18 protein-coding genes and 1 riboswitch are annotated in these 20472 nt (G+C 62.5%); of the genes, 10 read left to right on the forward strand and 8 right to left on the reverse strand.

Going from position 1 to position 20472, the window contains the following annotated elements:
• The first annotated feature begins 210 nt into the window (after window positions 1-210).
• The 6 genes from ACFOSU_RS10880 to ACFOSU_RS10905 all read left to right on the forward strand — a co-directional run bounded on the left by ACFOSU_RS10880 (window position 211) and on the right by ACFOSU_RS10905 (window position 6893).
• The gene (locus tag ACFOSU_RS10880) at window positions 211-711 is read left to right on the forward strand and encodes a DUF4019 domain-containing protein (RefSeq protein WP_380689489.1); all 501 of its coding nucleotides are present in this window, start codon (window positions 211-213) and stop codon (window positions 709-711) included.
• A gap of 574 nt (window positions 712-1285) precedes the next feature.
• Window positions 1286-1852 (forward strand): (2Fe-2S)-binding protein, encoded by a 567-nt coding sequence (locus tag ACFOSU_RS10885; RefSeq protein ID WP_380690016.1) that lies wholly within the window; start codon window positions 1286-1288, stop codon window positions 1850-1852.
• A gap of 13 nt (window positions 1853-1865) precedes the next feature.
• Complete coding sequence (locus ACFOSU_RS10890; RefSeq protein ID WP_380689491.1) at window positions 1866-2867, forward strand: FAD binding domain-containing protein; 1002 nt, start codon at window positions 1866-1868, stop codon at window positions 2865-2867.
• Window positions 2864-5065, forward strand: a complete 2202-nt coding sequence (locus tag ACFOSU_RS10895; protein WP_380689493.1) for a xanthine dehydrogenase family protein molybdopterin-binding subunit — start codon at window positions 2864-2866, stop codon at window positions 5063-5065. The genes ACFOSU_RS10890 and ACFOSU_RS10895 overlap by 4 nt, the downstream gene beginning before the upstream one ends.
• 126 nt (window positions 5066-5191) lie before the next feature.
• A complete protein-coding gene (locus ACFOSU_RS10900; protein WP_380689495.1) occupies window positions 5192-5557 on the forward strand; it encodes a SpoIIAA family protein in 366 nt (121 codons plus the stop codon).
• Window positions 5558-5807: 250 nt separating this feature from the next.
• A complete protein-coding gene (locus ACFOSU_RS10905) occupies window positions 5808-6893 on the forward strand; it encodes a TRAP transporter substrate-binding protein (RefSeq protein WP_380689497.1) in 1086 nt (361 codons plus the stop codon).
• Between the two features lie 137 nt (window positions 6894-7030).
• Here ACFOSU_RS10905 and ACFOSU_RS10910 read toward each other — a convergent pair whose 3' ends face one another.
• Together ACFOSU_RS10910 and ACFOSU_RS10915 are read right to left on the reverse strand one after the other, a co-directional pair.
• Window positions 7031-8380, reverse strand: a complete 1350-nt coding sequence (locus ACFOSU_RS10910) for a TRAP transporter large permease (RefSeq protein ID WP_380690018.1) — start codon at window positions 8378-8380, stop codon at window positions 7031-7033.
• Window positions 8381-8456: 76 nt separating this feature from the next.
• Window positions 8457-9032, reverse strand: coding sequence for a TRAP transporter small permease subunit (locus tag ACFOSU_RS10915; protein ID WP_380689499.1), 576 nt, complete (start codon window positions 9030-9032; stop codon window positions 8457-8459).
• Window positions 9033-9311: 279 nt separating this feature from the next.
• Here ACFOSU_RS10915 and ACFOSU_RS10920 point away from each other — a divergent pair, with 279 nt between their 5' ends.
• Entirely contained in the window at window positions 9312-10133 is an 822-nt protein-coding gene (locus tag ACFOSU_RS10920; protein WP_380689501.1) for an SDR family NAD(P)-dependent oxidoreductase, read from the forward strand.
• Window positions 10134-10327: 194 nt separating this feature from the next.
• Here the strand turns inward: ACFOSU_RS10920 and ACFOSU_RS10925 are convergent, their stop codons facing one another.
• On the reverse strand, window positions 10328-11551 hold the full coding sequence (locus ACFOSU_RS10925; RefSeq protein WP_380689503.1) for a D-amino acid dehydrogenase: 1224 nt from the start codon (window positions 11549-11551) through the stop codon (window positions 10328-10330).
• A gap of 165 nt (window positions 11552-11716) precedes the next feature.
• Window positions 11717-11813: riboswitch (glycine riboswitch) on the reverse strand.
• A gap of 423 nt (window positions 11814-12236) precedes the next feature.
• On the opposite strand from ACFOSU_RS10925, the gene ACFOSU_RS10930 reads away from it, so the two are divergent.
• Entirely contained in the window at window positions 12237-13367 is a 1131-nt protein-coding gene (locus ACFOSU_RS10930) for a GGDEF domain-containing protein (protein ID WP_380689505.1), read from the forward strand.
• Between the two features lie 39 nt (window positions 13368-13406).
• Here the strand turns inward: ACFOSU_RS10930 and ACFOSU_RS10935 are convergent, their stop codons facing one another.
• Entirely contained in the window at window positions 13407-15194 is a 1788-nt protein-coding gene (locus tag ACFOSU_RS10935; protein WP_380689507.1) for a DEAD/DEAH box helicase, read from the reverse strand.
• A gap of 160 nt (window positions 15195-15354) precedes the next feature.
• On the opposite strand from ACFOSU_RS10935, the gene ACFOSU_RS10940 reads away from it, so the two are divergent.
• A complete protein-coding gene (locus tag ACFOSU_RS10940; RefSeq protein ID WP_380689508.1) occupies window positions 15355-15720 on the forward strand; it encodes a cupin domain-containing protein in 366 nt (121 codons plus the stop codon).
• Between the two features lie 215 nt (window positions 15721-15935).
• The gene (locus ACFOSU_RS10945) at window positions 15936-16856 is read left to right on the forward strand and encodes a thioesterase family protein (protein ID WP_380689510.1); all 921 of its coding nucleotides are present in this window, start codon (window positions 15936-15938) and stop codon (window positions 16854-16856) included.
• Between the two features lie 10 nt (window positions 16857-16866).
• On the opposite strand, the gene ACFOSU_RS10950 is transcribed toward ACFOSU_RS10945, so the two are convergent.
• The 4 genes from ACFOSU_RS10950 to ACFOSU_RS10965 form a co-directional block, all read right to left on the reverse strand.
• The gene (locus ACFOSU_RS10950) at window positions 16867-18261 is read right to left on the reverse strand and encodes an amidase (RefSeq protein ID WP_380689512.1); all 1395 of its coding nucleotides are present in this window, start codon (window positions 18259-18261) and stop codon (window positions 16867-16869) included.
• Between the two features lie 460 nt (window positions 18262-18721).
• Complete coding sequence (locus ACFOSU_RS10955; protein ID WP_380689514.1) at window positions 18722-19318, reverse strand: hypothetical protein; 597 nt, start codon at window positions 19316-19318, stop codon at window positions 18722-18724.
• Window positions 19319-19334: 16 nt separating this feature from the next.
• Window positions 19335-20072: a C39 family peptidase gene (locus tag ACFOSU_RS10960; RefSeq protein WP_380689516.1), complete on the reverse strand. Its 738-nt coding sequence runs from the start codon at window positions 20070-20072 to the stop codon at window positions 19335-19337.
• Window positions 20073-20075: 3 nt separating this feature from the next.
• Complete coding sequence (locus tag ACFOSU_RS10965; RefSeq protein ID WP_380689518.1) at window positions 20076-20435, reverse strand: hypothetical protein; 360 nt, start codon at window positions 20433-20435, stop codon at window positions 20076-20078.
• Window positions 20436-20472 lie beyond the last annotated feature (37 nt).

Raw genomic sequence — 20472 nt, forward strand, 5'->3', positions numbered from 1 at the left:
AATTGCCTGCTAGTGCCCCATCTGTTTTGCCCGAAATTCTATTCTTTGGCGCCGCTTGTCAGCTGGATTGCGCTAGCGCGTGCATCCCATGGCGCCAACCCGCGACCGCTGCGTTGACCCGTTTGCATAACTGTCTTGCCCGATCTGAATGTAGCCCGGAGTCTGCTAATCTCGAATGGAATCCAGAAACCATGCGAGCCGGTGGCGATGATGAAAATGACGTTGCGGACCTTTCTTCTTCTGCTGCTGTGTGCCGGCTGCTCGTCAGTCCAGGCCGCGGAACCGTCGGCACCGAACCCGAATGGTGGCCAGAAGATTTCGGTCAAGGGTGAACCGGTAACGCCACTGGAACTCGAGCGCGTGCTGACGACGGTCAACACGTTTCTTGCTGCACTGCGTTCCGGTCAGAACGCGCCAGGCTACGATCTGCTGTCGCCCGACTCCAAAAAGACCGAATCGGAGACGCAGTGGAATGAGCTCTTTGACCAGATGCACGACAAGACCGGCAAACGGCTGTCCAGCACCTTCGGCTTCGCACTGCGGACAGACACCCTGCCCAATGCGCCGAAAAGCGACTATGTCGTCGTGGGCCTCAAAAGTTCTTTCGAAAAAGCCCGGTTGGCCGAAACCATCATCTTGACGAAGGTGGACGATCGATACCTGATCTCCGGATATCATTTCCAGAGCACGGATGCCTCTAAGCAGCCATAAAAACGATCTGCTCTATCCATTGCTACGGGCGGATGGTCCCGGACGAGTACGTGCCTAAACGGGCAGACGTTGACCGACGCCGGGCACGGCTCCGGCGATCCGGTATCGCGAATCCGCCGTTCGGCTGATTATCGGATCGATATGACGCTGACGGTTACTCGGTGATTGTGCTGATGGTCAAGCCGTCGTGACGCGTGCATGTTGGCACTGCTCAAGACCGCGGCCAAGGCCGAAACCCGAGGATAAAGCGTCGCATCGGTCATGTGCGGAGAAAGCTTCATCACGGGACGACCCCGGCGCGGAATGAGACTGATTCTTAACCCGTGCGGGGATTGCAGATCCCGCGAAGCCCGCGGCTGCTTGCTGGTGTAGCGATCCGTAAGGGCTCGGCCGGAGATCCAGCGGTCGATACGTAAGCGCGGTTGTTGCCATTGGCGAGCGTCGGTATGTTGATGGTGACATGTCTATTGCATGGAACAGACATCCCATCCGGGCCCTGCCCGACGCCAATCGCCCGAATCTTGAGACGCATGTGGCGAGCAGTCGGCATGAGCTCAACTGCGGTACCTGAAACATCGTTCACGGTAAGCAGTGTTGCCATCGCGCAGCCTGCGGATCCAGAGTTAAGAATTCCGAGCCACGGAGGCCCCCAATGGACGCAAACGACTCTCCCACCGATACGAGTGTGTCTTTCCGCGTCAACGGAAAGATGCAGCATATCGACCTGCCCCCCAACGTTGTATTGCTGGATGCCCTGCGTGATCGCCTCGGGTTGACCGGCACCAAGAAAGGGTGTGATCACGGCCAGTGCGGTGCCTGCACGGTCCTCGTGAACGGTGAGGCGGTGAATTCCTGTCTCGCCCTTGCCGTGGTCCACGATGGTGACGACATCACCACGGTCGAAGGTCTCGCCGACGGCGACGACCTCGCTCCGCTACAGGCGGCTTTCCTGGAGCACGACGCCTATCAGTGCGGCTACTGCACACCAGGCCAGCTGATGTCGGCCACGGAACTGCTGACTAACGAAAACATCGGCGTGAACGATGCCGACGTCAAGGAAGCCATGAGCGGCAACATCTGCCGCTGCGGCGCCTACAAGAACATTCTGGCCGCGATCCAGCACACGCGCCGAAACGCATAAAGGATTCCCAACGATGCGACAATTCACCTATACGCGTGCCGACAGTCAGGCCAACGCCGTCAGCGCCCATGCGGGCCAGCCGGCGTCCTATCTGGCCGGTGGCACGACGCTCATCGATCTGGTCAAGCTCGACATCATGCAGCCCGAGCGTGTGGTCGACGTCAATCGCCTGCCCCTGGCCGAGATCGAAGCACTCGACGACCAGCGCCTGAAGATCGGGGCGACCGTGCGCAATACGGCACTCGCCTACGATGAACGCGTACAAAATGACTACGCCGTGCTGTCCGAGGCACTGCTCCAGGGTGCATCGCGCCAGCTGCGCAACCGTGCGACCACGGGTGGCAACGTCATGCAGCGCGTTCGCTGTGGTTATTTCCGAGATGGCGTGTCCGACTGCAACAAGCGTGAGCCCGGCAGCGGCTGCGCGGCGATCGGCGGGCACAATCGCGAGGTGTTCGCGGTGCTCGGCACCAGTGAATCCTGTATTGCCGTGCATCCGTCGGACATGTGCGTCGCCATGGCAGCGATCGGTGCCACCGTGCAGGTTTCCGGCCCGGACGGCGATCGTGAGATCGATTTTCTCGATTTCCACAAGATGCCCGGTGATACCCCGCATATCGAACACGATCTCAAGGACAGCGAATTGATCACCCACGTCACGCTGGACGCGCCGATCGAAGGCGCCGGTTCGACCTATATCAAGCTCCGCGATCGCTCTTCGTATCAGTTTGCGCTCGCCTCCTGTGCCGCGATCGTATCGCTGGACGGCGACAAGGTCGCGAACGCACGCATCGCGCTGGGCGGCGTCGGTACCAAACCCTGGCGTTGTAGCGAAGCCGAGCGGGCGTTGGTGGGCCAGCCCGCCACGCGTGAGAGTTTCAAGACCGCGGCCGGCATCGCCATGCAGGGGGCTACGCCCTACAAACACAACGCCTTCAAGATACCGCTGGCCCGCAAGGCCATCGTACGCGCGCTCAGCGACGCCACGGCCCGGGCCCAAGGAGACACGGCATGAGTCAGAGCATCATCGGCGCGGAACTGCCGCGCATCGAAGGACCGGACAAACTGACCGGCCGGGCCCGCTACGCCGCGGATTTCCATCCCGAAGGGATGACCTACGCCTACGGCGTCTACAGCACCATCTCCAGCGGTACGATCGTGTCGATCGATACCGCGCAGGCGATGAAATGCCCCGGCGTGATCGAGATCTTTCACCACGACAACTTTCCGAAACTGCATCGCTCGCCGGGCAAGTTTCCGGAAGAGAACGTGGTCGACGAAAAGCGCATTCCGTTCGAGGACAACACCGTTCACTATGCCGGCCAGTTCGTGGCCCTGGTGGTTGCGGATACGTTCGAACATGCGCGTGCGGCCGCCTACAAGGTAAAGGTCGATTACGACGCCCGCGCCGCGGCCGCCAATCTTGCCCAGGGTATCGAGGCCAACGGTAGTACCCACGCGAACGACAGTGAGCGCGGCGACCCGGAAGGCGCGTTCGAGTCGGCTGCGCATCGGATAGACGCGGTCTATACGACGCCGGTGGAAACGCATAACCCGATGGAAACCCATGCCACCGTCGCCCAGTGGGTTAGTGGGCGGCTCATTGTCCACGAGTCGACCCAGGGCGTGATCTTCACCCGCAATACACTGTCCAAGGTGTTCGATCTGGACCCGAGCCAGCTGGAAGTCCATGCCGATTTCATCGGCTCGGGCTTCGGCGGCAAGCTGTGGGTATGGCCGCACTGCGTGGCGACCTGCGCCGCCGCGCGTGAACTCGGCCGTCCGGTGCAGTTCGTGCTTCCGCGCGCACAGATGTTCACCACCGTCGGTCATCGCCCGGAAACCCGTCAGCATGTGCGTCTGGCGGCCGACGACGACGGCAAGCTACAGTCGATTCGCCACGAGACGGTCAACAGCAGCTCGCCGGTGGGTACCGTCGTCGAGGCCTGTGGCGGTTCCACGGAAGGCTTGTACGACTGCGCGAATCTGCGTATCAGCCATGCCACTGCGGTCACCAATCGGGGTACGCCGACCGCGATGCGCGCGCCCGGCGCCGGCGTGGGCCTGTTTGCGCTCGAATCCGCCATGGATGAGCTCGCCCAGGAGCTGGGCATGGACCCGCTCGAGCTCCGACGCAAAAACTTCACCGCCCATGACCAGGGCGCCGACCTGCCCTATTCCAGTAACCATCTGCTGGAGGCCTACGATCGCGCATCCGAAGCCTTCGGCTGGGACAAGCGCACCCCGGAAGTCGGCTCGATGCGCGACGGCGACAAGATGGTCGGCTGGGGCATGGCGGCCTGCAACTGGGATGCGATGCGCATGCCCTGTGATGCACGGGTGGCGCTGCGTAGCGACGGCACGGCCTCCATTCACTGTGCCAGTCAGGATATCGGCACGGGCACCTATACGATTCTTGCCCAGATCGCCAGCCACGAGCTCGGTCTGCCGGTCGACCGGATCAAGGTCGAAATCGGTGATTCGACGTTCCCGCACGGTCCGCTTTCCGGCGGTTCCTGGGCGACTGCCACGCTGCTGCCCGCCGTGGCCGGGGCGGCACGCGCGGCGATCGCGAAGCTCAAGGAATACGCCGCCGATCCCGGCGGCCCCCTGGTCGGCACCAAGCCCAAGGATCTGGTCTACGAGAACGGCACGGTCAAGAATGGCGACGGCAAGTCGGTTTCGATCGTCGACGTGCTCGAGGCGCAGGGGCTGGTCAGCGCCATGGGCGAAGCGCACACCGAAGGCGCGCCGGATAGCGGCTATTCGTTCGGCGCGTTCGGCGTGCACTTCGTCGAAGTGACCTGGGAGCCCGATATCGCACATCTGGCTGTCACGCGGGTGGTTAGCGCAATCGATGCCGGTCAGATCATCAACGCCAAGGCGGCGCGCAATCAGGTCGAGGGCGCCATTGTCATGGGGTTGGGTTCGGCGTTGTTCGAAACCACGGAGTACGACGAGCGCAACGCCCGTCCGGTCAACAACAACTATGCCGAGTATCTGGTGCCGGTGAACGCCGACATGCCCGACATCGACGTCATCCTGCTCGATCATCCCGACTACGAACTCAACGAGTTCGGCGCCAAGGGCATCGGCGAGATCGGCTTGACCGGCATGCAGGCCGCGGTGGCAAACGCCATCCACCATGCCACCGGCAAGCGCGTGCGTGATCTGCCGATCATGCTAGACAAGTTGATGGACGAGGAGTATTAGGACCGACACCAAAGCCCATACCCTCAGCCCGCCGGACCTGGACAGTCCGGTGGGCTGAGTCTCGTGTGGCGGCGGGGCCATACAGGCCTCGAATCGTTTTTCATTTTCCCATCGGGTGTCCACACCATGCTCAAGACCATTGAATTCACCGCCGACGCGGATCACGTCGTCGCGCTCGAACTCGACGGCGAAGTTGCGGCTACGGATTTCGAGAACGTGCTTGCCGCAGTCGAGGAAAAACTATCGCGGCACGACAAACTCCGTATCTACGTCGAGATCAAGTCGATCGGCAGTGTCTCTCCGCAGGCGTTGTTCGAGGACATCAAGACGGCGGTCAAACACTGGAACCGTTTCGAAAAGGAAGCCGTCGTCACCGATATCGATGCGATCAGCAGCGCGGTCTCCATGGCCGGGCGGTTTATCCCCGGCATCGAGATCAAGGCGTTCGGGTTCAACCAGCGCGAATCCGCGCATCAGTGGGTTATTGCCTGACGCCGGCACGCAACGTTCGCGGACGTGGGCCGACGGCCTCGATCAAGAGCGTGAAAAGGATTATGGCGCAGGCGGCGAGCCGCGCAATCGATTCACCTCAAAGGTCTATCGATCGAAAGTCGACTTGACCCTGCCCGCGAGTACGGCAACGCTATGGGGCCGGGCACGGTCGCTGCCCGCTCTTTTAAAAATAAAATCACAGATGCTCGCCACGCGGGTGTCGTTTGCCGATCAGAGGACACTGCCTATCATGAAACGCCGTCAATTCATTACCGGCGCCGCCGGCGCGGTTGCGGCCGCCAGTACCGTTTTCTCGCCGCTCACCATCGCGCGCAACAAGAAATTCAAGCTCGACATGGTGACTTCCTGGCCCACCTCACTGGACACATTGTTCGGCACGGCCCAATACATCGGTCGCTCCATCGAAGCCGCAACCGACGGCGATGTCGAAGTCGAAGTCTTTCCGGCCGGCGCTCAGGTCGGCGGGCTCGAGGTGTTCGACAGTGTCTCCAGCGGCGCTTTCGCCATGGGCCATACCGCGTCCTACTACTATATCGGCAAGGACCCGGCGCACGCGTTCTTCACCACCATGCCGTTCGGCCTGACCGGCAACCAGCAGAACGGCTGGCTGCTCGCCGGCGGCGGTGAGGATCTGTGGAACGAGCTCAACGCGCCCAGCAATCTGATCGCCTTTACGGCAGGCAACACCGGCGGCCAGACCGGCGGCTGGTTCAACAAGGAAATCAACAGCCCCGAGGACCTCAAGGGCCTGAAGATGCGGTTTCCAGGCGTGGGCGGCCAGATCATGGGTCGCGCCGGCGTCAATATCCAGAATCTGCCGGGCGGCCAGGTATATTTCGCCCTCGACCGCGGCGTGATCGATGCGGCCGACTGGGTCAGCCCCTACGACGACGAGATCCTGCAGCTTCAGAAAGCGGCGAAGTACTACTACATGCCCAGCTGGGCCGAGCCCGGCCCCACCCTCGGGCTGTATCTGAACAACGATATCTTCAAGGATCTGCCCAAGGATATCCGCGAGATGATTCCGGTGGTCGCGCACGCGGCCAACGACCGCATGTTCGCCCAGTACACGGCCAAGAACGGGCCGGCACTCAAGCGTCTGATCGCGGGCGGCGCCGAGGTGCGCACCTTCCCCTCCGATGTGCTGGATCTGCTGAACAAGTACAACAACGAAATCCAGCAGGAACACGTCGAGAAGAATGCGATATACGCCAAGATTCACAAGCAGTGGACCGGCTTTCGCGACGACGTGCGCTCCTGGACCGACGTCAGCAGCTACAACTATCTGCGTTATATCAACGGCGATCTGAAGTAAGCGCCGGTTTGATACCCGTGCAACGCCGTATGCGGCGTTGCACGGCTTGACCCTGGAATGACCAAGGTCGTCGTCACCTGCCTTGTCTAGCTCAATTCTGGGCTACAGCGCGGGGTCGCGCCACGCGGCTACACGCCCTACTTCACGGCGTTGCTCAACTCCGGCAGCCACAGCACCAGCTGCGGGAACACCCACAGCAGAATCAGTGCGAACAACTGGATTCCGATGAACGGCACCACACCGCGGTAGATATCGCCGGTGCGGATTCCGGGTGGCGCCACGCCCTTGAGATAGAACAGGGCGAAGCCGAACGGCGGGGTCAGGAACGACGCCTGCAGATTGACCGCGATCAATACCGCGAACCACAGCGGGTCGATACCCAGCTTGATCGCGATCGGCGTCACCACCGGAACCACGATGAAGCTGATCTCGATGAAGTCGATGAAGAAACCGAGCAAGAAGATCACGAGCATCGTGAAGAACAGAAAACCGATCGTGCCGCCGGGCAGATCGATCAGCACCGCGTCGACCAGCTGCGGACCACCCAGGGACGAAAAGACCATCGTGAACGCGGTGGCGCCGATGAGAATGACGAACACCATGCCGGTGAGCCTGACGGTCTGATCCATCACGGCGCGCAGGTTCACCCAGGTCAGCCGTTTGTTGACCGCCGCCAGCAGCGTGGCGCCAAGCGCGCCCATGGCACCGGCTTCGGTCGGGGTGGCGATGCCGGCGAAGATCGTTCCCAGTACCACGAGGATCAACGCCAGCGGCGGCAGCATCATCGCCAGCACGCGCAACACCAGTCGCCGGCCATGGATCTGGCGCGCCGATTCCGGCAAGGCGGGCGCACGCTCGGGGTGACGCACCGCCACCACCACGACCCACAGCACATACAGCAGCGCCAGCATCACGCCGGGCACGAGCGCGCCGAGGAACAGATCACCGACCGATACGCCCATCTGATCGCCGAGGATGATCAGCACGATACTGGGCGGCACGATCTGGCCGAGCGTGCCCGACGCCGCCACCACGCCGCAGGCCAGTCCCTTGTCGTAGTTGTATTTGAGCATCACCGGCAGCGCCAGCACGCCCATGGTGACCACCGAGGCGCCGACCACGCCGGTCGACGCCGCCAGCAGCGTACCCACGGCCACAACCGAGATGGCCAGGCCGCCGCGCATGCGTCCGAACAGCACGCCCATGGTTTCCAGCAGGTCTTCGGCGAGCTTGGACTTCTCCAGCATCACGCCCATGAAGACGAAGAACGGGACCGCCACCAGCTGGTAGTTGTCCATGATGTTGCCGAATATGCGTCCCGGCAGGATATTCAACCGGGCCATGCGAAAGACCGGCTCCCAGGGCAGCGTCAACCCGAAATGAGTGACCATGTCGCTGCCGATGAGCGTGAACAGCACGGCCGTGCCGCCGAGGGTGAAGGCCACCGGATAGCCGATCAGCAACAGGCTGATGGCCACGGCGAACATCCACAGGGAAAGATAATCCACTAGCGACGCCCTCCGGCGGCAGAGAGGTCCAGGGACAGGTCAGCTGTCGGCATGGCTAAAGTCCGTCGGTCTGTTCGGTGGCGGGTTCGGACTCGGCCACCTCGCCGTAACCCGGCACGCCGCGTAGAAACGCGATGTTCTTGATCACCTGACTGATGCCCTGCAGGATCAGCATAGCGAATGCCGCCAGCATCATGGCCTTGATCGGATAGCGTGGCAGCCCGCCGGGGTTCGGGCTTTGCTCGAGATAGGACCAGGAGCGCTCCACGTAGCCGTAGCAGAAATACAGCCCGAAAACGCAGAATGGCATCAGGAAAGCGAAGGTGCCGAAGATATCGATCCATGCACGCGCTCTGGCACTCAGTCGGCTGTAGACGATGTCCACGCGCACATGACCGTCGACCGAGAGCACATAGGCCGCACCGAGCAGAAAGATCAGATCGAACGCGTAGGTCTGCATTTCCAGATACACGTTGGCGCTGAGTTGTACCCCCAGGTAATGGCCGAGATAACGCGTGATCACGTTATAGGCGCCGATGAGCACCATTGCCGCGGCCAGCCACCACATCAGCTTGCCCAACGCGGTCGAGAACGCATCGATGGCGCGGGCCAGTCCCAGAAGAATTGTCACGATCTGCCCTCGAACGCTGTGGCTGGATGGGTACGCGCGATATCACGCAGGCGCGCAAGCTTATCGGACAGGATGGCTGCGAACAAAACCGCGACCTAGGAAACCGCCCTGCACCGGTCGCCCGGAGTGAGCCACTGCGATCGTGCTCGGGTCGACCACGCGCCACAACTAGGCGGGCTCTATCGTCGGGCTTTCACCACGACAAGTCGCAAGCATCGGGTAGTATCAATCGCACCGCCCGGGGCAACCGGCGATCATCCAGAACCAGACGAGGCAGACGTGACGCGAAATATACTCATCACCGGTGGCAACAGCGGTATCGGCAAGGAAATGGCCCGCGCCCTCGCAGCCAACGGTGATCGCGTGGTCATCGCTTCCAGCAATCTGGCCAACTCGGAACGGGCCGCCGACGAGATCCGGCGCGCCGACTCGGCCGCGCAGGTCGAAGCGATGGCGCTGGATCTGTCGAATTTCGAAGCGATCGATCGATTTGCCGACGATCTGTTGCAGCGCATGCCGGTGATCGACGTGCTGATTCTCAACGCCGGGCTCTACACCCACGGCGCGCGGCGGCTCGACAACGGTCTCGAAGCCATGATCGGGGTCATGCATTTCGGGCATTTTCGTCTTACGCAACGTCTGCTGGATGCCGTGTGCGCCGCCGACGCCGGCCGCATTGTCGTCACCAGTTCCTATGCGCACCGGATTGGCCGTATCCGCCAGGCCAGTTTCGAGGATCCGTCCCTGCGCCATATATCACTCGAAGGCTACGCCCAGGCAAAGCTCGCCAATCTGTTGTTCACCCGGGAACTGGCGCGGCGGCTTGCCGATACGTCAGTAACGGTGAACGCTTTTCATCCCGGCTCCGTCGCCACCGGCATCTGGCAGGAACTGCCCGGCCCCTTGCAGCGTCTGTTCGGCCTGTTCCTGGTCGACTCCGAACAAGGCGCCGACACCGGCGTATGGCTGGCAAACGCCGATGAAGCGCGCGAGCACAGCGGTGAGTATTTCTACAAGCGCCGGATCACGAAGACATCGTCCGCCAGCCGGGACAGGCAGCTCGCCGCGTGGCTCTGGAAAGACAGTGAAGCACGCATGTAGGCAGTACGCTTCGCGCTCCGCGTGCCTGGAACGAAAGCCGCAGACGAGCTGGCATATCGACGTTTCAATGCCGGCGCCGGTATCGGCGGAACGCCAGTTGCCTGCGATGTCGACGGCGCTGCGCATGTTTCTTGGTCGCCGGCGCCGCCTCATTGTTCTCAGGTGAAGCGGCGGCCGCGTTGCTCGTCCGCCGATCAGGCTGTGCCCACACGATCCTGGATGATCGTGGCGATCGCGTCCGCCGTGCCTGCGGACAGCGTCCAGCCGAGATGGCCATGACCGGTGTTGTAGAACACCCGCGGTGAATTGCCCGGCCCGACCCGGGGCATCATGTCGGGCAACATCGGACGCAGCCCGGCCCAGGGCACCACGCTGCGCGTGCTCACGCCCGGAAACAGCTGCTGCACCCATTCGGTCAGGGGTTCGATGCGATCGGCCCGGATATCGCGGTTGAAGCCGTTGAACTCGGCAGATCCGGCCACGCGCAGGCGCTGACCGAGGCGGCTGCTGACCAGCTTGGTGGCGTCGTCGAGCAGGCTTACCTGGGGCGCGGCGGCCTGCGACGCCTCATCGTCGAGATTGACCGTGATCGAATAGCCTTTCACCGGATAGACGTTGACACGATCGCCCACCTGGGCAGCCATGGTGCGACTGGCCGTACCGGCGCACATCACCATGGCATCGAAACGGTGCTCGGTGTCGCCTTCCGGCGCGCTCGAGGTGACGGTCACGCCGTTCTCGTCCACCGTCAGTTTCTGTACATCGTGCTCGTAGCGCAGTTTGGCACCGCGTTTTTCGGCCGCGCGTGCCAGGCCGTTGCTGTATTTATGAATATCGCCGGTGGAATCGCTTTCGGTGAAGAAACCGCCGTAGTAATCACCAGCCAGCGTCGGCTCGATCTGGCGCATTTCGCCGACGGTCACGGCGCGACGCTCGAGGCCGCCCGCGGCGAGCATGGCGGTGACTTTCTCTGCGTGCTGAAACGACGCCTTGTCCCGATAGATATGCAGGATGCCCTTCTGCTTGAGATCGAAGTCGATATTCTCTTCTTCGGCCCAGGAAAACAGATATTGTCGTGCTTCTATTGCGAGCCGCGCGGTGTCTGTGGTGTTTTGCTCATAGCGGGGAATAGCGCGCATGAACTCGAAGAACCACGACAACTTGTGCCAGGAAGGCTTGGGATTGACCAATAATGGGGCATCGCGACGGAACATCCATTTGAGCCCCTTGGCGACCATGCCCCAGTTGTTCCAGACTTCGGCGTTCGATGCCGATAGCTGGCCGCCGTTGGCGAACGATGTTTCCATGGCGGCATAACGGTTGCGATCGAACAGGGTGACGTCGAATCCGCGCCGGGTGAGCGCATAAGCCGTGGTGACACCGGAAATGCCGCCACCGATCACTGCAATATGTTTCATATGTCTCTCGTGTCTGACGTAAAGGTTGATGACCCCGCGATGCACGCGGGCACGCCCCTTCCGTTTCTGGACCTGAGAGATTCACGACACGCCGTCAACGGCACGCTCGTTTGCTCCTTCGGTGCGACCCACATCTTGCGATGCCGGCTGCTCTTCGGATGATCTGACGCGATATCGGTCCGGTGGCCTGAGAGTTTCCGGGGCGGTTGCTCCTTCGGCGCCGGCGAATACAGGACTCGACGAACTCTCCCGATATCGCGTGACAACAACGCTGCAGCGTGGGCTCCAGCGATGCGGTCATGATAATCGATCGGTTCTACGGAACAAAAGCACGACACGTGCCAGCGGGGCGCGAATAGACCTTGTGCCACTAAGGATATACGCGCGGTCGGCCGATAGCTTTGGTCACTGGCGCCGTTCGATGATTTCTGGTTTATTGAATACCTAGCGTGAGATAAGCCGGCTATGGGACTCATGGAAACGGGAAAGTTCCGCGCGTGCTTCTTTCCATCGTCGATATCGAGGAATATATCGGCGGAATCATGGATTCGCGATATTCCAAGCTCTGAACAGACTAATGGGTTAATGGCTGCGATCAATCCCGTCGAGCCGTCCAGCTCTTTGGCCAGCTCATTTCATAACTTTGATGACACCATGGACGGATCCGCCGCTGCCTCCTCGACCCATGCGCGACAAGACGACCGTGTGGCGTGACTTCGGGTCGACCGCAGTAGCCGGACGGTCGGCTGCAACCGGCGCGCGTCATGAGAGCACGCTGCTGTTCTCGACCACGGCCGGTTTCCGGGCCGTATTTCTGCGCCTGGTGTATATGTCGCTGGGCATACACGCCGGCCTGTTCGCGCTGTTCGTCGTACTGGATGTCACGGTGCTCGTCTACGCCAATGGCATCAGCGTGCTGCTCTACGGACTCTGTATTGGGCTTATGCATCGTGCGTTCGATCATGCGACGCTGCTGATCGCCTGCGGCGAAGTGATTACGCACTCGCTCGTTGCCACCCTGCTCCTGGGCTGGTCCAGCGGGTTTCACTACTATCTTCTGATCCTGCCGCCACTGCTGTTCCTCAGCAATCTGTCGATGCGGCATTGCTTGTTGTCGGTCATCGCGCTGGCGCTTGGCTACGTGCAGTTCAACGTCGTGTTCGAGCATGCGGCCGCGCTGAACCCCTTATCGACCCCGGTGCTGTCGGCGTTTCGTTATATCAACATGTGTATCGTGATCGCCACGATTGGTGTGCTTTCGTATATGTACCGCGCCAATGTCACCGCAGTTGTGGTCCGCTTGCGCGAACTGGCCGCGACCGATCCTTTGACCGGCCTCACCAACCGCCGGGAATTCTTTCGCCGGACCGGAATACAAACAGCGGAATCGCGAAAAAACCCTCTTTACTCGCTGGTTCTCGCGGATATCGACAACTTCAAGCGCGTCAACGATACCTATGGGCACGAGGTGGGCGACCGGCTGTTGCTGGATGTGTGCGACGTGCTGCGTGCGAGCAGTCGGGATATCGATCTCGTAACCCGTTGGGGCGGCGAGGAGTTTCTGCTCATGCTGCCCGGCGCCGATATGGTCATGGCGGCGCGGGTCGCGGAACGTGCGCGGTGGGCTGTGCTAGGCGCTCGTATTCGCGCACACGAAACCGATCACGCGATCACCATGACCTTTGGCGTGGCCGAGCGCCAGGCAGACGAGGACGTCGAATTATGCATCGCCCGTGCGGACGAAGCGTTGCGTATCGGCAAGCGTAACGGCAAGGACCGGGTCGAACTCGCCCGCCCGGCGAGCACGCAGACATGAAGCCGCGCCGGGCAACGCCCGGCGCTCAGAGGTCGTGACCTATTTCTTCGGCTTGCCGCTCTTCTTGCCGCCCTTGGGTTTTTTGCCAGCCTTGCGCTTCGCCGCTGGCGGCTGGGTGCGACGACCCGGCGCGGGCGCCGGAAACGCGCCCTCGACGCGGCTGATGGCGAGCTGACGATTCGCCACCCAGACTGTCTTCAGGTGCGAGAATATCTCGGGTGGCATGCCCTGGGGCAGATCGACCATGCTGTGGTCGTCGCGGATGTCGATACGGCCGATATCCTTGCTGTCGACGCCGGCTTCGTTGGCGATTGCGCCGACGATATTGCGTGGCTCGACACCATGTTGATGACCGACTTCGATACGAAATGTTTCCAGATCGCTGTCACTGCCGCGTGGTTTTTTCGAGCGCGGCTTGTCGTTCGCGGTGCCGAATCCGGGGCCGTCGCTGTGCATCGGCACGGGCGAAGCCTTGCCGGCCGCACCCAGTGGCGCGTCGTCGCCCTGCGCCATGAAGGCCAGCGCTGCGGCCATGTCCACGAGTTCCACGTCGTTGGCCCGTCGATACTCCTCGACCAGCGTCCGGAAATAATCCAGCGATTCCGATTCGATCGTCTCGCCGATGCGCTGCTTGAAACGCACCATGCGTTGTTCGTTGACTTCGGCCGCGGTGGGCAAGTCCATCGGCTCGATGGGCTGACGGGTCGCATGCTCGATGGCCTTGAACAGCCGCTTCTCGCGCATGGTCACGAACAGAATGGCATCACCGGCACGCCCTGCCCGTCCGGTGCGACCAATTCGGTGCACGTAGGACTCGGTGTCGTGCGGAATATCGAAATTGATCACGTGACTGATGCGCTCGACGTCGAGCCCACGCGCGGCGACATCCGTGGCCACGATGATATCCAGCTGCTTGTTCTTGAGCCGGGCCACGGTGCGCTCGCGCTGCTGCTGCGGGATATCCCCGTTCAGGGCCGCGCAGGCGTAGCCGCGAGCGGTCAGCTTCTCGGCGAGTTCATCGGTGGCCTTCTTGGTGCGGGCGAACACCAGCATGGCGTCGAAGGGTTCGGCCTCGAGCAGACGCGTAAGCGCGTCGAGCTTGCCCATGCCGCCGCCCACGATCCAGTAGCGCTGACGAATATTTATCGCCGTCGAGGTCTTGTTCTTGATCGTGACTTCTTCGGCATCGCGCAGATGGGTCTTGGCGATCCGCCGAATGGCCGCGGGCATGGTCGCGGAGAACAGCGCGACCTGACGTCGTGGCGGCGTGTTCTCGAAGATCCATTCGACGTCTTCGATGAAGCCCATGCGCAGCATTTCGTCGGCTTCGTCAAGCACCATCCACTCGAGATTCTTGAGCGACAGCGTGCCGCGCTTGAGATGATCCATCACCCGGCCTGGCGTTCCCACGACCACGTCCACGCCACGACGCAACGCCGCCAGCTGCGGGCCATAGCCCTGGCCGCCGTAGATCGGCAGGACGTGAAAATCCTTGATGTGCGAGGCATAGCTCTGAAACGCCTCGGCTACCTGAATGGCGAGTTCGCGCGTCGGCGCGAGCACCAGGGCGCGCGGCGCCTTGCTGCTGTTCTGGCCACTGGCATGAAGCCGCGACAGGATCGGCAACGCGAACGCCGCTGTCTTGCCGGTACCGGTCTGAGCCTGACCGAGCACGTCGCGCCCGGCCAGCAACGGCGGTATGGTTGCAGCCTGAATCGGCGACGGCGATTCGTAGCCGACCGATTCGACGGCTTTCATTACGGCGGCGGACAGACCCAGTTCCGAGAACGGGACGGGGGAGGATTCGAGTTCCGAGGGCGAGGACATGCGTTGCCTGCAGGGTCGGGGCGCGCGAAGTTGCGCCCGGTAAAGAGCCGCGCCAGAACGGCGGCGCCATATTCTACCGTTTTAACGCCGCGTACGGGGTTTTATCGTGATATCTGCGGTAAAACAAGCGCCAATACAGCGGTGAGTCGAGCCAGATTGCATGAAGATCGAAATACGCCGCACGGCGGACTGCGCCGAATACGACACGGATGAACGCTGTGCGATCCTGGAGATCGCTAACGACCCCTCCGATCCAGAGGTTTCCATCGCACGTGCCCGGGTCGCGCCCGGCGTGACGACCGCCTGGCACCGGCTTGTCGATACGCAAGAGCGCTATATCATCCTTACCGGCAAAGGCCGTGTCGAGCTGGCCGATCGCCCCGCGGCAGATGTCGGCCCCGGCGATGTGGTTCGTATCCCGGCCGGGGTTGCACAGCGTATCGAAAATACCGCCGACACTGACTTGCTGTTCTACGCGATCTGCTCGCCCCGCTTTCGTCCCGAGTGCTATATCGCGATGGAATGATGGCGGGTGCGCTCCCCACGATTACGCACCATAGCGTCGTCAGCCGGCGCCTGAGCCACGCGATCTTCATGTGGAGCTGCAAAAACTGTCAATGCTCGGCTACTGCCGGCGCCGATCAGCTCGTCGGCTCGACTCTCGACGCGGCAGGTTGCCGTAATATGCAAGCCGCGCGGCCCCCTTTGTCTGGCGGTCGCGAACAATCATGGGAGTGTCGAATGAGCGGGATGCGGGAGGTGGCGCGCAACAGCGTCCAGAGCTGGGAAATCGATCAGATGGGGCATATGAACGTACAGTTCTATGTCGAAAAAGCCAGCGACGGGCTCGCCACGCTCGCGGTCCAGCTGGGCATGGGGCCGAGCTACGCCCGCGGCCGGCATGCCAGCCTGCGTGAGCGCAATCTGCACGTGCGCTTTCTGCGGGAAAGACGGTCCGGCTCGCCCTATTTCCTGCGCGCCGGCGTACTCGAGGTGTCCACGCAGCAACTGCGCGTCTACCAGGAAATGGTCGACGGTTTATCCGGTGAAATCGCGGCGACCTTCACCAGCGACGTTGAGCTGGTCGATAGCAACTCGGGCCATACGCTTGATCTGCCCGCCTGCGCCCGCAGCCAGGCTATGTCGTGGCAGGCCGAACATCCCGAGCACGGACGCCCTCGCGGCCTCGACATGAGCCCACCGCGACGGGCGCCGACGCTCGCCGAAGCCGAAGCATTGGGCATGGCACACACCTACCAGGCACAGGTGCAGCCGGCCCAGTGTGATGCACAGGGCCGGCTGGCGCGGCGCCACTACATGGGCGCCGTTTCGAACGCGGTGCCCAACCTGCTCGCGCAGACACGCGGAGACGATCGTTCGCGCACACCCAGCATCGGCGGCGCCGCGCTGGAGTATCGCTTTGTCTACCGTGAGACCCCACGTGCCGGCGACGTCCTCACGCTGCGCAGCGGCCTCAAGCAGGTATCGGCCAAGACTTACATCTGGTGTCACTGGCTGTTCGACCTGGATAGCGGCGCCTGCGTGGCGACGGCCGAGGCGGTCGCGATCACGCTGGACCTCGAGGCGCGCAAGGCCATTCCCATCCCCGAAGAGCTCCGCTCGCGTCTGGAGGCGCTCGTCATCGACGGTCTGGGCGTTTAGCGGCCAGGGCTCAGCAACGCCCGGGGCCGCCCAGCTGCCGTTCGATGCTGCCGGCAGCGTACAGCGTATCGAGATCGCGGCGCTGGCGCCCTATGATCTGCAGGCCGACCGGCAGGCCGTCGTCGTTGAGCCCGGCATGCACCGACGCGGCCGGATTACGGCTCATGTTGATCCCGAACGTCATTTCCACCCAGGCCGGCGTGCTGCGGCCATTGACTACGCCGTCCGCTTGCGATCGGGGTGTACGGCCGGCGCAGGTGGGCGAGAGAATGAAAGGCGCGTCGGAAAACGCCTGTTCGAGCTGATAGTTGTAGCGGTGGCAGGCGTCGAGCGCGCGGGCATAGTCGGTGCCGGTGACCTTCAGGCCGGTTTCGACCATCGAGCGCAACGGCGGATCGATGCGTTCCCAGTCGGCAGTGCCCACCTTGTCGCCGAGCGTTCGCGCCATGCTCGCCGTCCACATCGTCCACCAGTGGCTCATGGGATGCTCGTCGAGTACGTCATCGCGTTCAACCACCGTCACCCCGGCCGCGCGCAGCTGTGCCACGGCCGCCTCGCACACTGCGAGTACGCCGGCATCGATTTCTGCAAAGCCCAGCGTCGGCGCCCAGATCACGCGTTCCGGCAGGCGCCGGGCATCATAGCCGGGCAGCCACGGCGTCCTGTTGTCCGGCATGGCAAAGATATCGGTGGCATCGTCGCCCTTCATTACGTCGAAGGCGATCACGGTATCGCGCAGCGTGCGCGCCATCGGTCCACGCACGCCGAGGATGCCCGGCCCGGGCGCATCACGCCCGCCCTGGGGCACAACGCCCGGCGACGACTTGAAGCCGGAGAACCCGCAGGCCGCCGCCGGAATACGAATCGAACCGCCGCCATCCGATCCCGTGGCCAATGGCACCAGCCCCGCCGCCAGCGCCGCGGCGCTGCCGCCCGACGAGCCACCGGGCGAATAGTCTGTATTCCGGGGGTTGAGTGTTGCCCCGAACAACAGATTGTCGGTGCTGCCCTTGCAGCCGAATTCCGGGGTGTTGGTCTTGCCCACGACCACCGCGCCGGCGGCACGCAGGCGGCGCACAGCGATGGAGTCATCGGCTGCCGGCACGGCATCGGCAAAAAGCAAAGAACCGCGGGTCGTGCGCAGACCCTCGACGTCCTCGAGATCCTTTACCCCGACCGGTACTCCCGCCAGCGCCCCGGGATCGTACCCGCGCGCGACACGTGCATCGATGGCCCGCGCCTGCTCGAGCGCCCGGTCCGGGTCGACGAACGCTATGAATGCATTGAGCGCGGGATTCTGCCGTGCAATGTTTGCCAGTGTGCTTTGCATGACCTGCTCGGCCGACCGCTCGCCTTTCCGAATGGCCCCGGCGAGTTCTTCGATGGTGGTGTCGCGAAAATCCATGCAATGCTCCTCTGATGGGCGCTGCGCTCGCGCCTCTGGTTCGTCGTCACGCATCGACCGTACAGCCCTTGTCGCAGCGCAACTACGCCTCGCCTCACCCAGGCGCCGAAGCCGGGCAAGTAGACGGTCTATCAGACGGGATCGTAACCCGAGCCCTCATCGGGGCCGACGTGGGGACATCGCCTGTCAAAGCTATGCGTGTCGAGCGGCAGATGGTCGCCCAAGCTGCACGGCAACAGCCCTGATCGGTGGGCGGCTGAGGCTATTCGATCGACGCTAAATCACGAAACGCTTCGCTGCCCAGCGTTTGACCAGCGCTGGCACCAGCATCCGACGTCGGGTTTCGAAATTGCCGTCGAGCACCCAGGCATATCGTCGCCCGGACCGGTCGACGGACCGCCGCCGTCGGCCGCGCCGGAAACAGCGGGCGCCCGCCGAGACGCGCTGTCGAGGTCGCCTTTCAGTGGATCGAATCCACCAGGTGCTGGCCGACCAGCGTATTGCGGACGCTGGTATTGAGCGCACGTGTGAGCGCGCCGACGTTATTGAGCTGGAAGTCGTAGACCGTGGCGTTTTGAATGTGCTGATGGTCCAGTGAGTTCTGAATGATGGTGTGCGGCAGGCTGCTACCGGCGACCAGAAGCGATGGCTCGATGACGTTGCCCGGGCCGAGCTGGACGACCGTGGACGTTTTCGGCGTCGCCGTAGAGGTCGTAGTACCGCTGTTCAGGCTGCCGATGACGTCCTTGACCGCAAGCAGGCTTCGGGTAACCACGGGTTCGTCGTTAATGCGCTGGAGGCTGGTCAGGCCGAGCGAGAACTCGAAGCCTTCGCGGGTGACGAAGCCGCCACGGTTGCTCTCGAGTTCCTCCGCGCTGAGACGCGTTTGTTCGTCGGCAAACGGGGTGCTCCAGGTATCGCTCAGGCGGTATGGCTGCGACTCTTCCGTATCCGGCGCTTCCGCCGCCCATGCTGCGCTCACGAACAGCAGTGACGACGCTGCCAACCAGCCGGCCAGACGTTGCCGCAGCGGCGGGTGGGAAACACAACTCGACATGACGGCCTCTCCTCAATCAGAAATCGTTGCGCAAGGGCCGCAACATCGTGAAGCTCGCCAGACTGGATGCCGGCAGCTGGCCGACCGGCGCATTCGCCCACAGATTCCACTCGGTGCGTCGGTTGAAGCTCTGCTTTGCCATGTCGCGGTAGCTGCGAATGACGAAGACCACGCCGTTCCACATGCTTTCGAACTGCTGGCGCGGGAATACACGGATACCGACCGCCGGATCGCCCACCAGCACCTGTCGCTTTGTCACGCCCTTGATCATGACGAAATGCAGATAGCCGTCGTGGTTGAGCAGCACGATGGCCGGCGTACTGTTCTCGACCAGCTTGTCGAGCGCCACCCGATAGCCATCAGCCGAATAGCCGCGCCGGTTCAGGTACTGCTTCATGTCGAGAAGTGAAAAGCCCTCGCGCTTGATCTTGGGCTGATCGCCATGCTTGAACATGGACTTGAATACATCCACCTCGGTGACCCGATCGTCGTAGTGATAGGTCAGCAAGGAAGCCAGGGCTGCTGAGCCGCAGCTGTAGTCGTAGCGCTGCTTCATCACGGTGCTGAAGCGACGCTCCTTGAAGCTCTGGACCGGCACGTTGAGATTGAGGCCGCCGGCGAGCATGTTGAGCTGCCCTGCCCGTGCCGATGTCGCCGTGCACAGCATCATGACTGTGATCGCGATGAAGACCACCCCGACTCGACTCGCGCTGCGCAGCCGGCGGGTGAGATATTGAGAGACCGGGGCAGGCATCGCCTACGGCCTCATCGAAAAGTTGTAGATGGTCGAATCCTGAATGATGTTGTTGTTGCCGCTGTTCTGGATCACCGTCGCATGGCCGTTGAGCCCCGAAAATGCGGCACCCTTGATGACGTTCTGGCCGTTGGTGGTACCGCTGGCAACGTTGCCCGTGAGCGTGCCTTCCAGATGGCTGGAAGCGGCGGTGAGATCCAGGCTCGTGCCTTCACGCCCACGCTGTGCGTTCAGTTCCTGATCGCCGATCGGCGTGGCGAAAGCGTCGGCCCAGGCCATGTTCATCGATGTGAATAGACCGACCGCCGTGAGACCGGCAAACACGATCAACCTGCCGAGGCATCGGTGGCCGAAAATTTTCATGACTGCTTCTCCCCGATCAACCGTTGACTGTGCGAAA

This window comes from Salinisphaera aquimarina (genome assembly GCF_042643355.1).
Taxonomy (GTDB): domain Bacteria; phylum Pseudomonadota; class Gammaproteobacteria; order Nevskiales; family Salinisphaeraceae; genus Salinisphaera; species Salinisphaera aquimarina.

What these genes read in the sequence shown, in the direction of transcription:
- ACFOSU_RS10940 (WP_380689508.1), top strand. Translation starts at nt 15,355, where the DNA reads ATGAAGATCGAAATACGCCGCACGGCGGACTGCGCCGAATACGACACG.
- ACFOSU_RS10945 (WP_380689510.1), top strand. Translation starts at nt 15,936, where the DNA reads ATGAGCGGGATGCGGGAGGTGGCGCGCAACAGCGTCCAGAGCTGGGAA.
- ACFOSU_RS10890 (WP_380689491.1), top strand. Translation starts at nt 1,866, where the DNA reads ATGCGACAATTCACCTATACGCGTGCCGACAGTCAGGCCAACGCCGTC.
- ACFOSU_RS10965 (WP_380689518.1), bottom strand. Translation starts at nt 20,435, where the DNA reads ATGAAAATTTTCGGCCACCGATGCCTCGGCAGGTTGATCGTGTTTGCC.
- ACFOSU_RS10960 (WP_380689516.1), bottom strand. Translation starts at nt 20,072, where the DNA reads ATGCCTGCCCCGGTCTCTCAATATCTCACCCGCCGGCTGCGCAGCGCG.
- ACFOSU_RS10935 (WP_380689507.1), bottom strand. Translation starts at nt 15,194, where the DNA reads ATGTCCTCGCCCTCGGAACTCGAATCCTCCCCCGTCCCGTTCTCGGAA.
- ACFOSU_RS10910 (WP_380690018.1), bottom strand. Translation starts at nt 8,380, where the DNA reads ATGTTCGCCGTGGCCATCAGCCTGTTGCTGATCGGCTATCCGGTGGCC.
- ACFOSU_RS10895 (WP_380689493.1), top strand. Translation starts at nt 2,864, where the DNA reads ATGAGTCAGAGCATCATCGGCGCGGAACTGCCGCGCATCGAAGGACCG.
- ACFOSU_RS10930 (WP_380689505.1), top strand. Translation starts at nt 12,237, where the DNA reads ATGCGCGACAAGACGACCGTGTGGCGTGACTTCGGGTCGACCGCAGTA.
- ACFOSU_RS10900 (WP_380689495.1), top strand. Translation starts at nt 5,192, where the DNA reads ATGCTCAAGACCATTGAATTCACCGCCGACGCGGATCACGTCGTCGCG.
- ACFOSU_RS10950 (WP_380689512.1), bottom strand. Translation starts at nt 18,261, where the DNA reads ATGGATTTTCGCGACACCACCATCGAAGAACTCGCCGGGGCCATTCGG.
- ACFOSU_RS10955 (WP_380689514.1), bottom strand. Translation starts at nt 19,318, where the DNA reads ATGTCGAGTTGTGTTTCCCACCCGCCGCTGCGGCAACGTCTGGCCGGC.
- ACFOSU_RS10925 (WP_380689503.1), bottom strand. Translation starts at nt 11,551, where the DNA reads ATGAAACATATTGCAGTGATCGGTGGCGGCATTTCCGGTGTCACCACG.
- ACFOSU_RS10905 (WP_380689497.1), top strand. Translation starts at nt 5,808, where the DNA reads ATGAAACGCCGTCAATTCATTACCGGCGCCGCCGGCGCGGTTGCGGCC.
- ACFOSU_RS10880 (WP_380689489.1), top strand. Translation starts at nt 211, where the DNA reads ATGAAAATGACGTTGCGGACCTTTCTTCTTCTGCTGCTGTGTGCCGGC.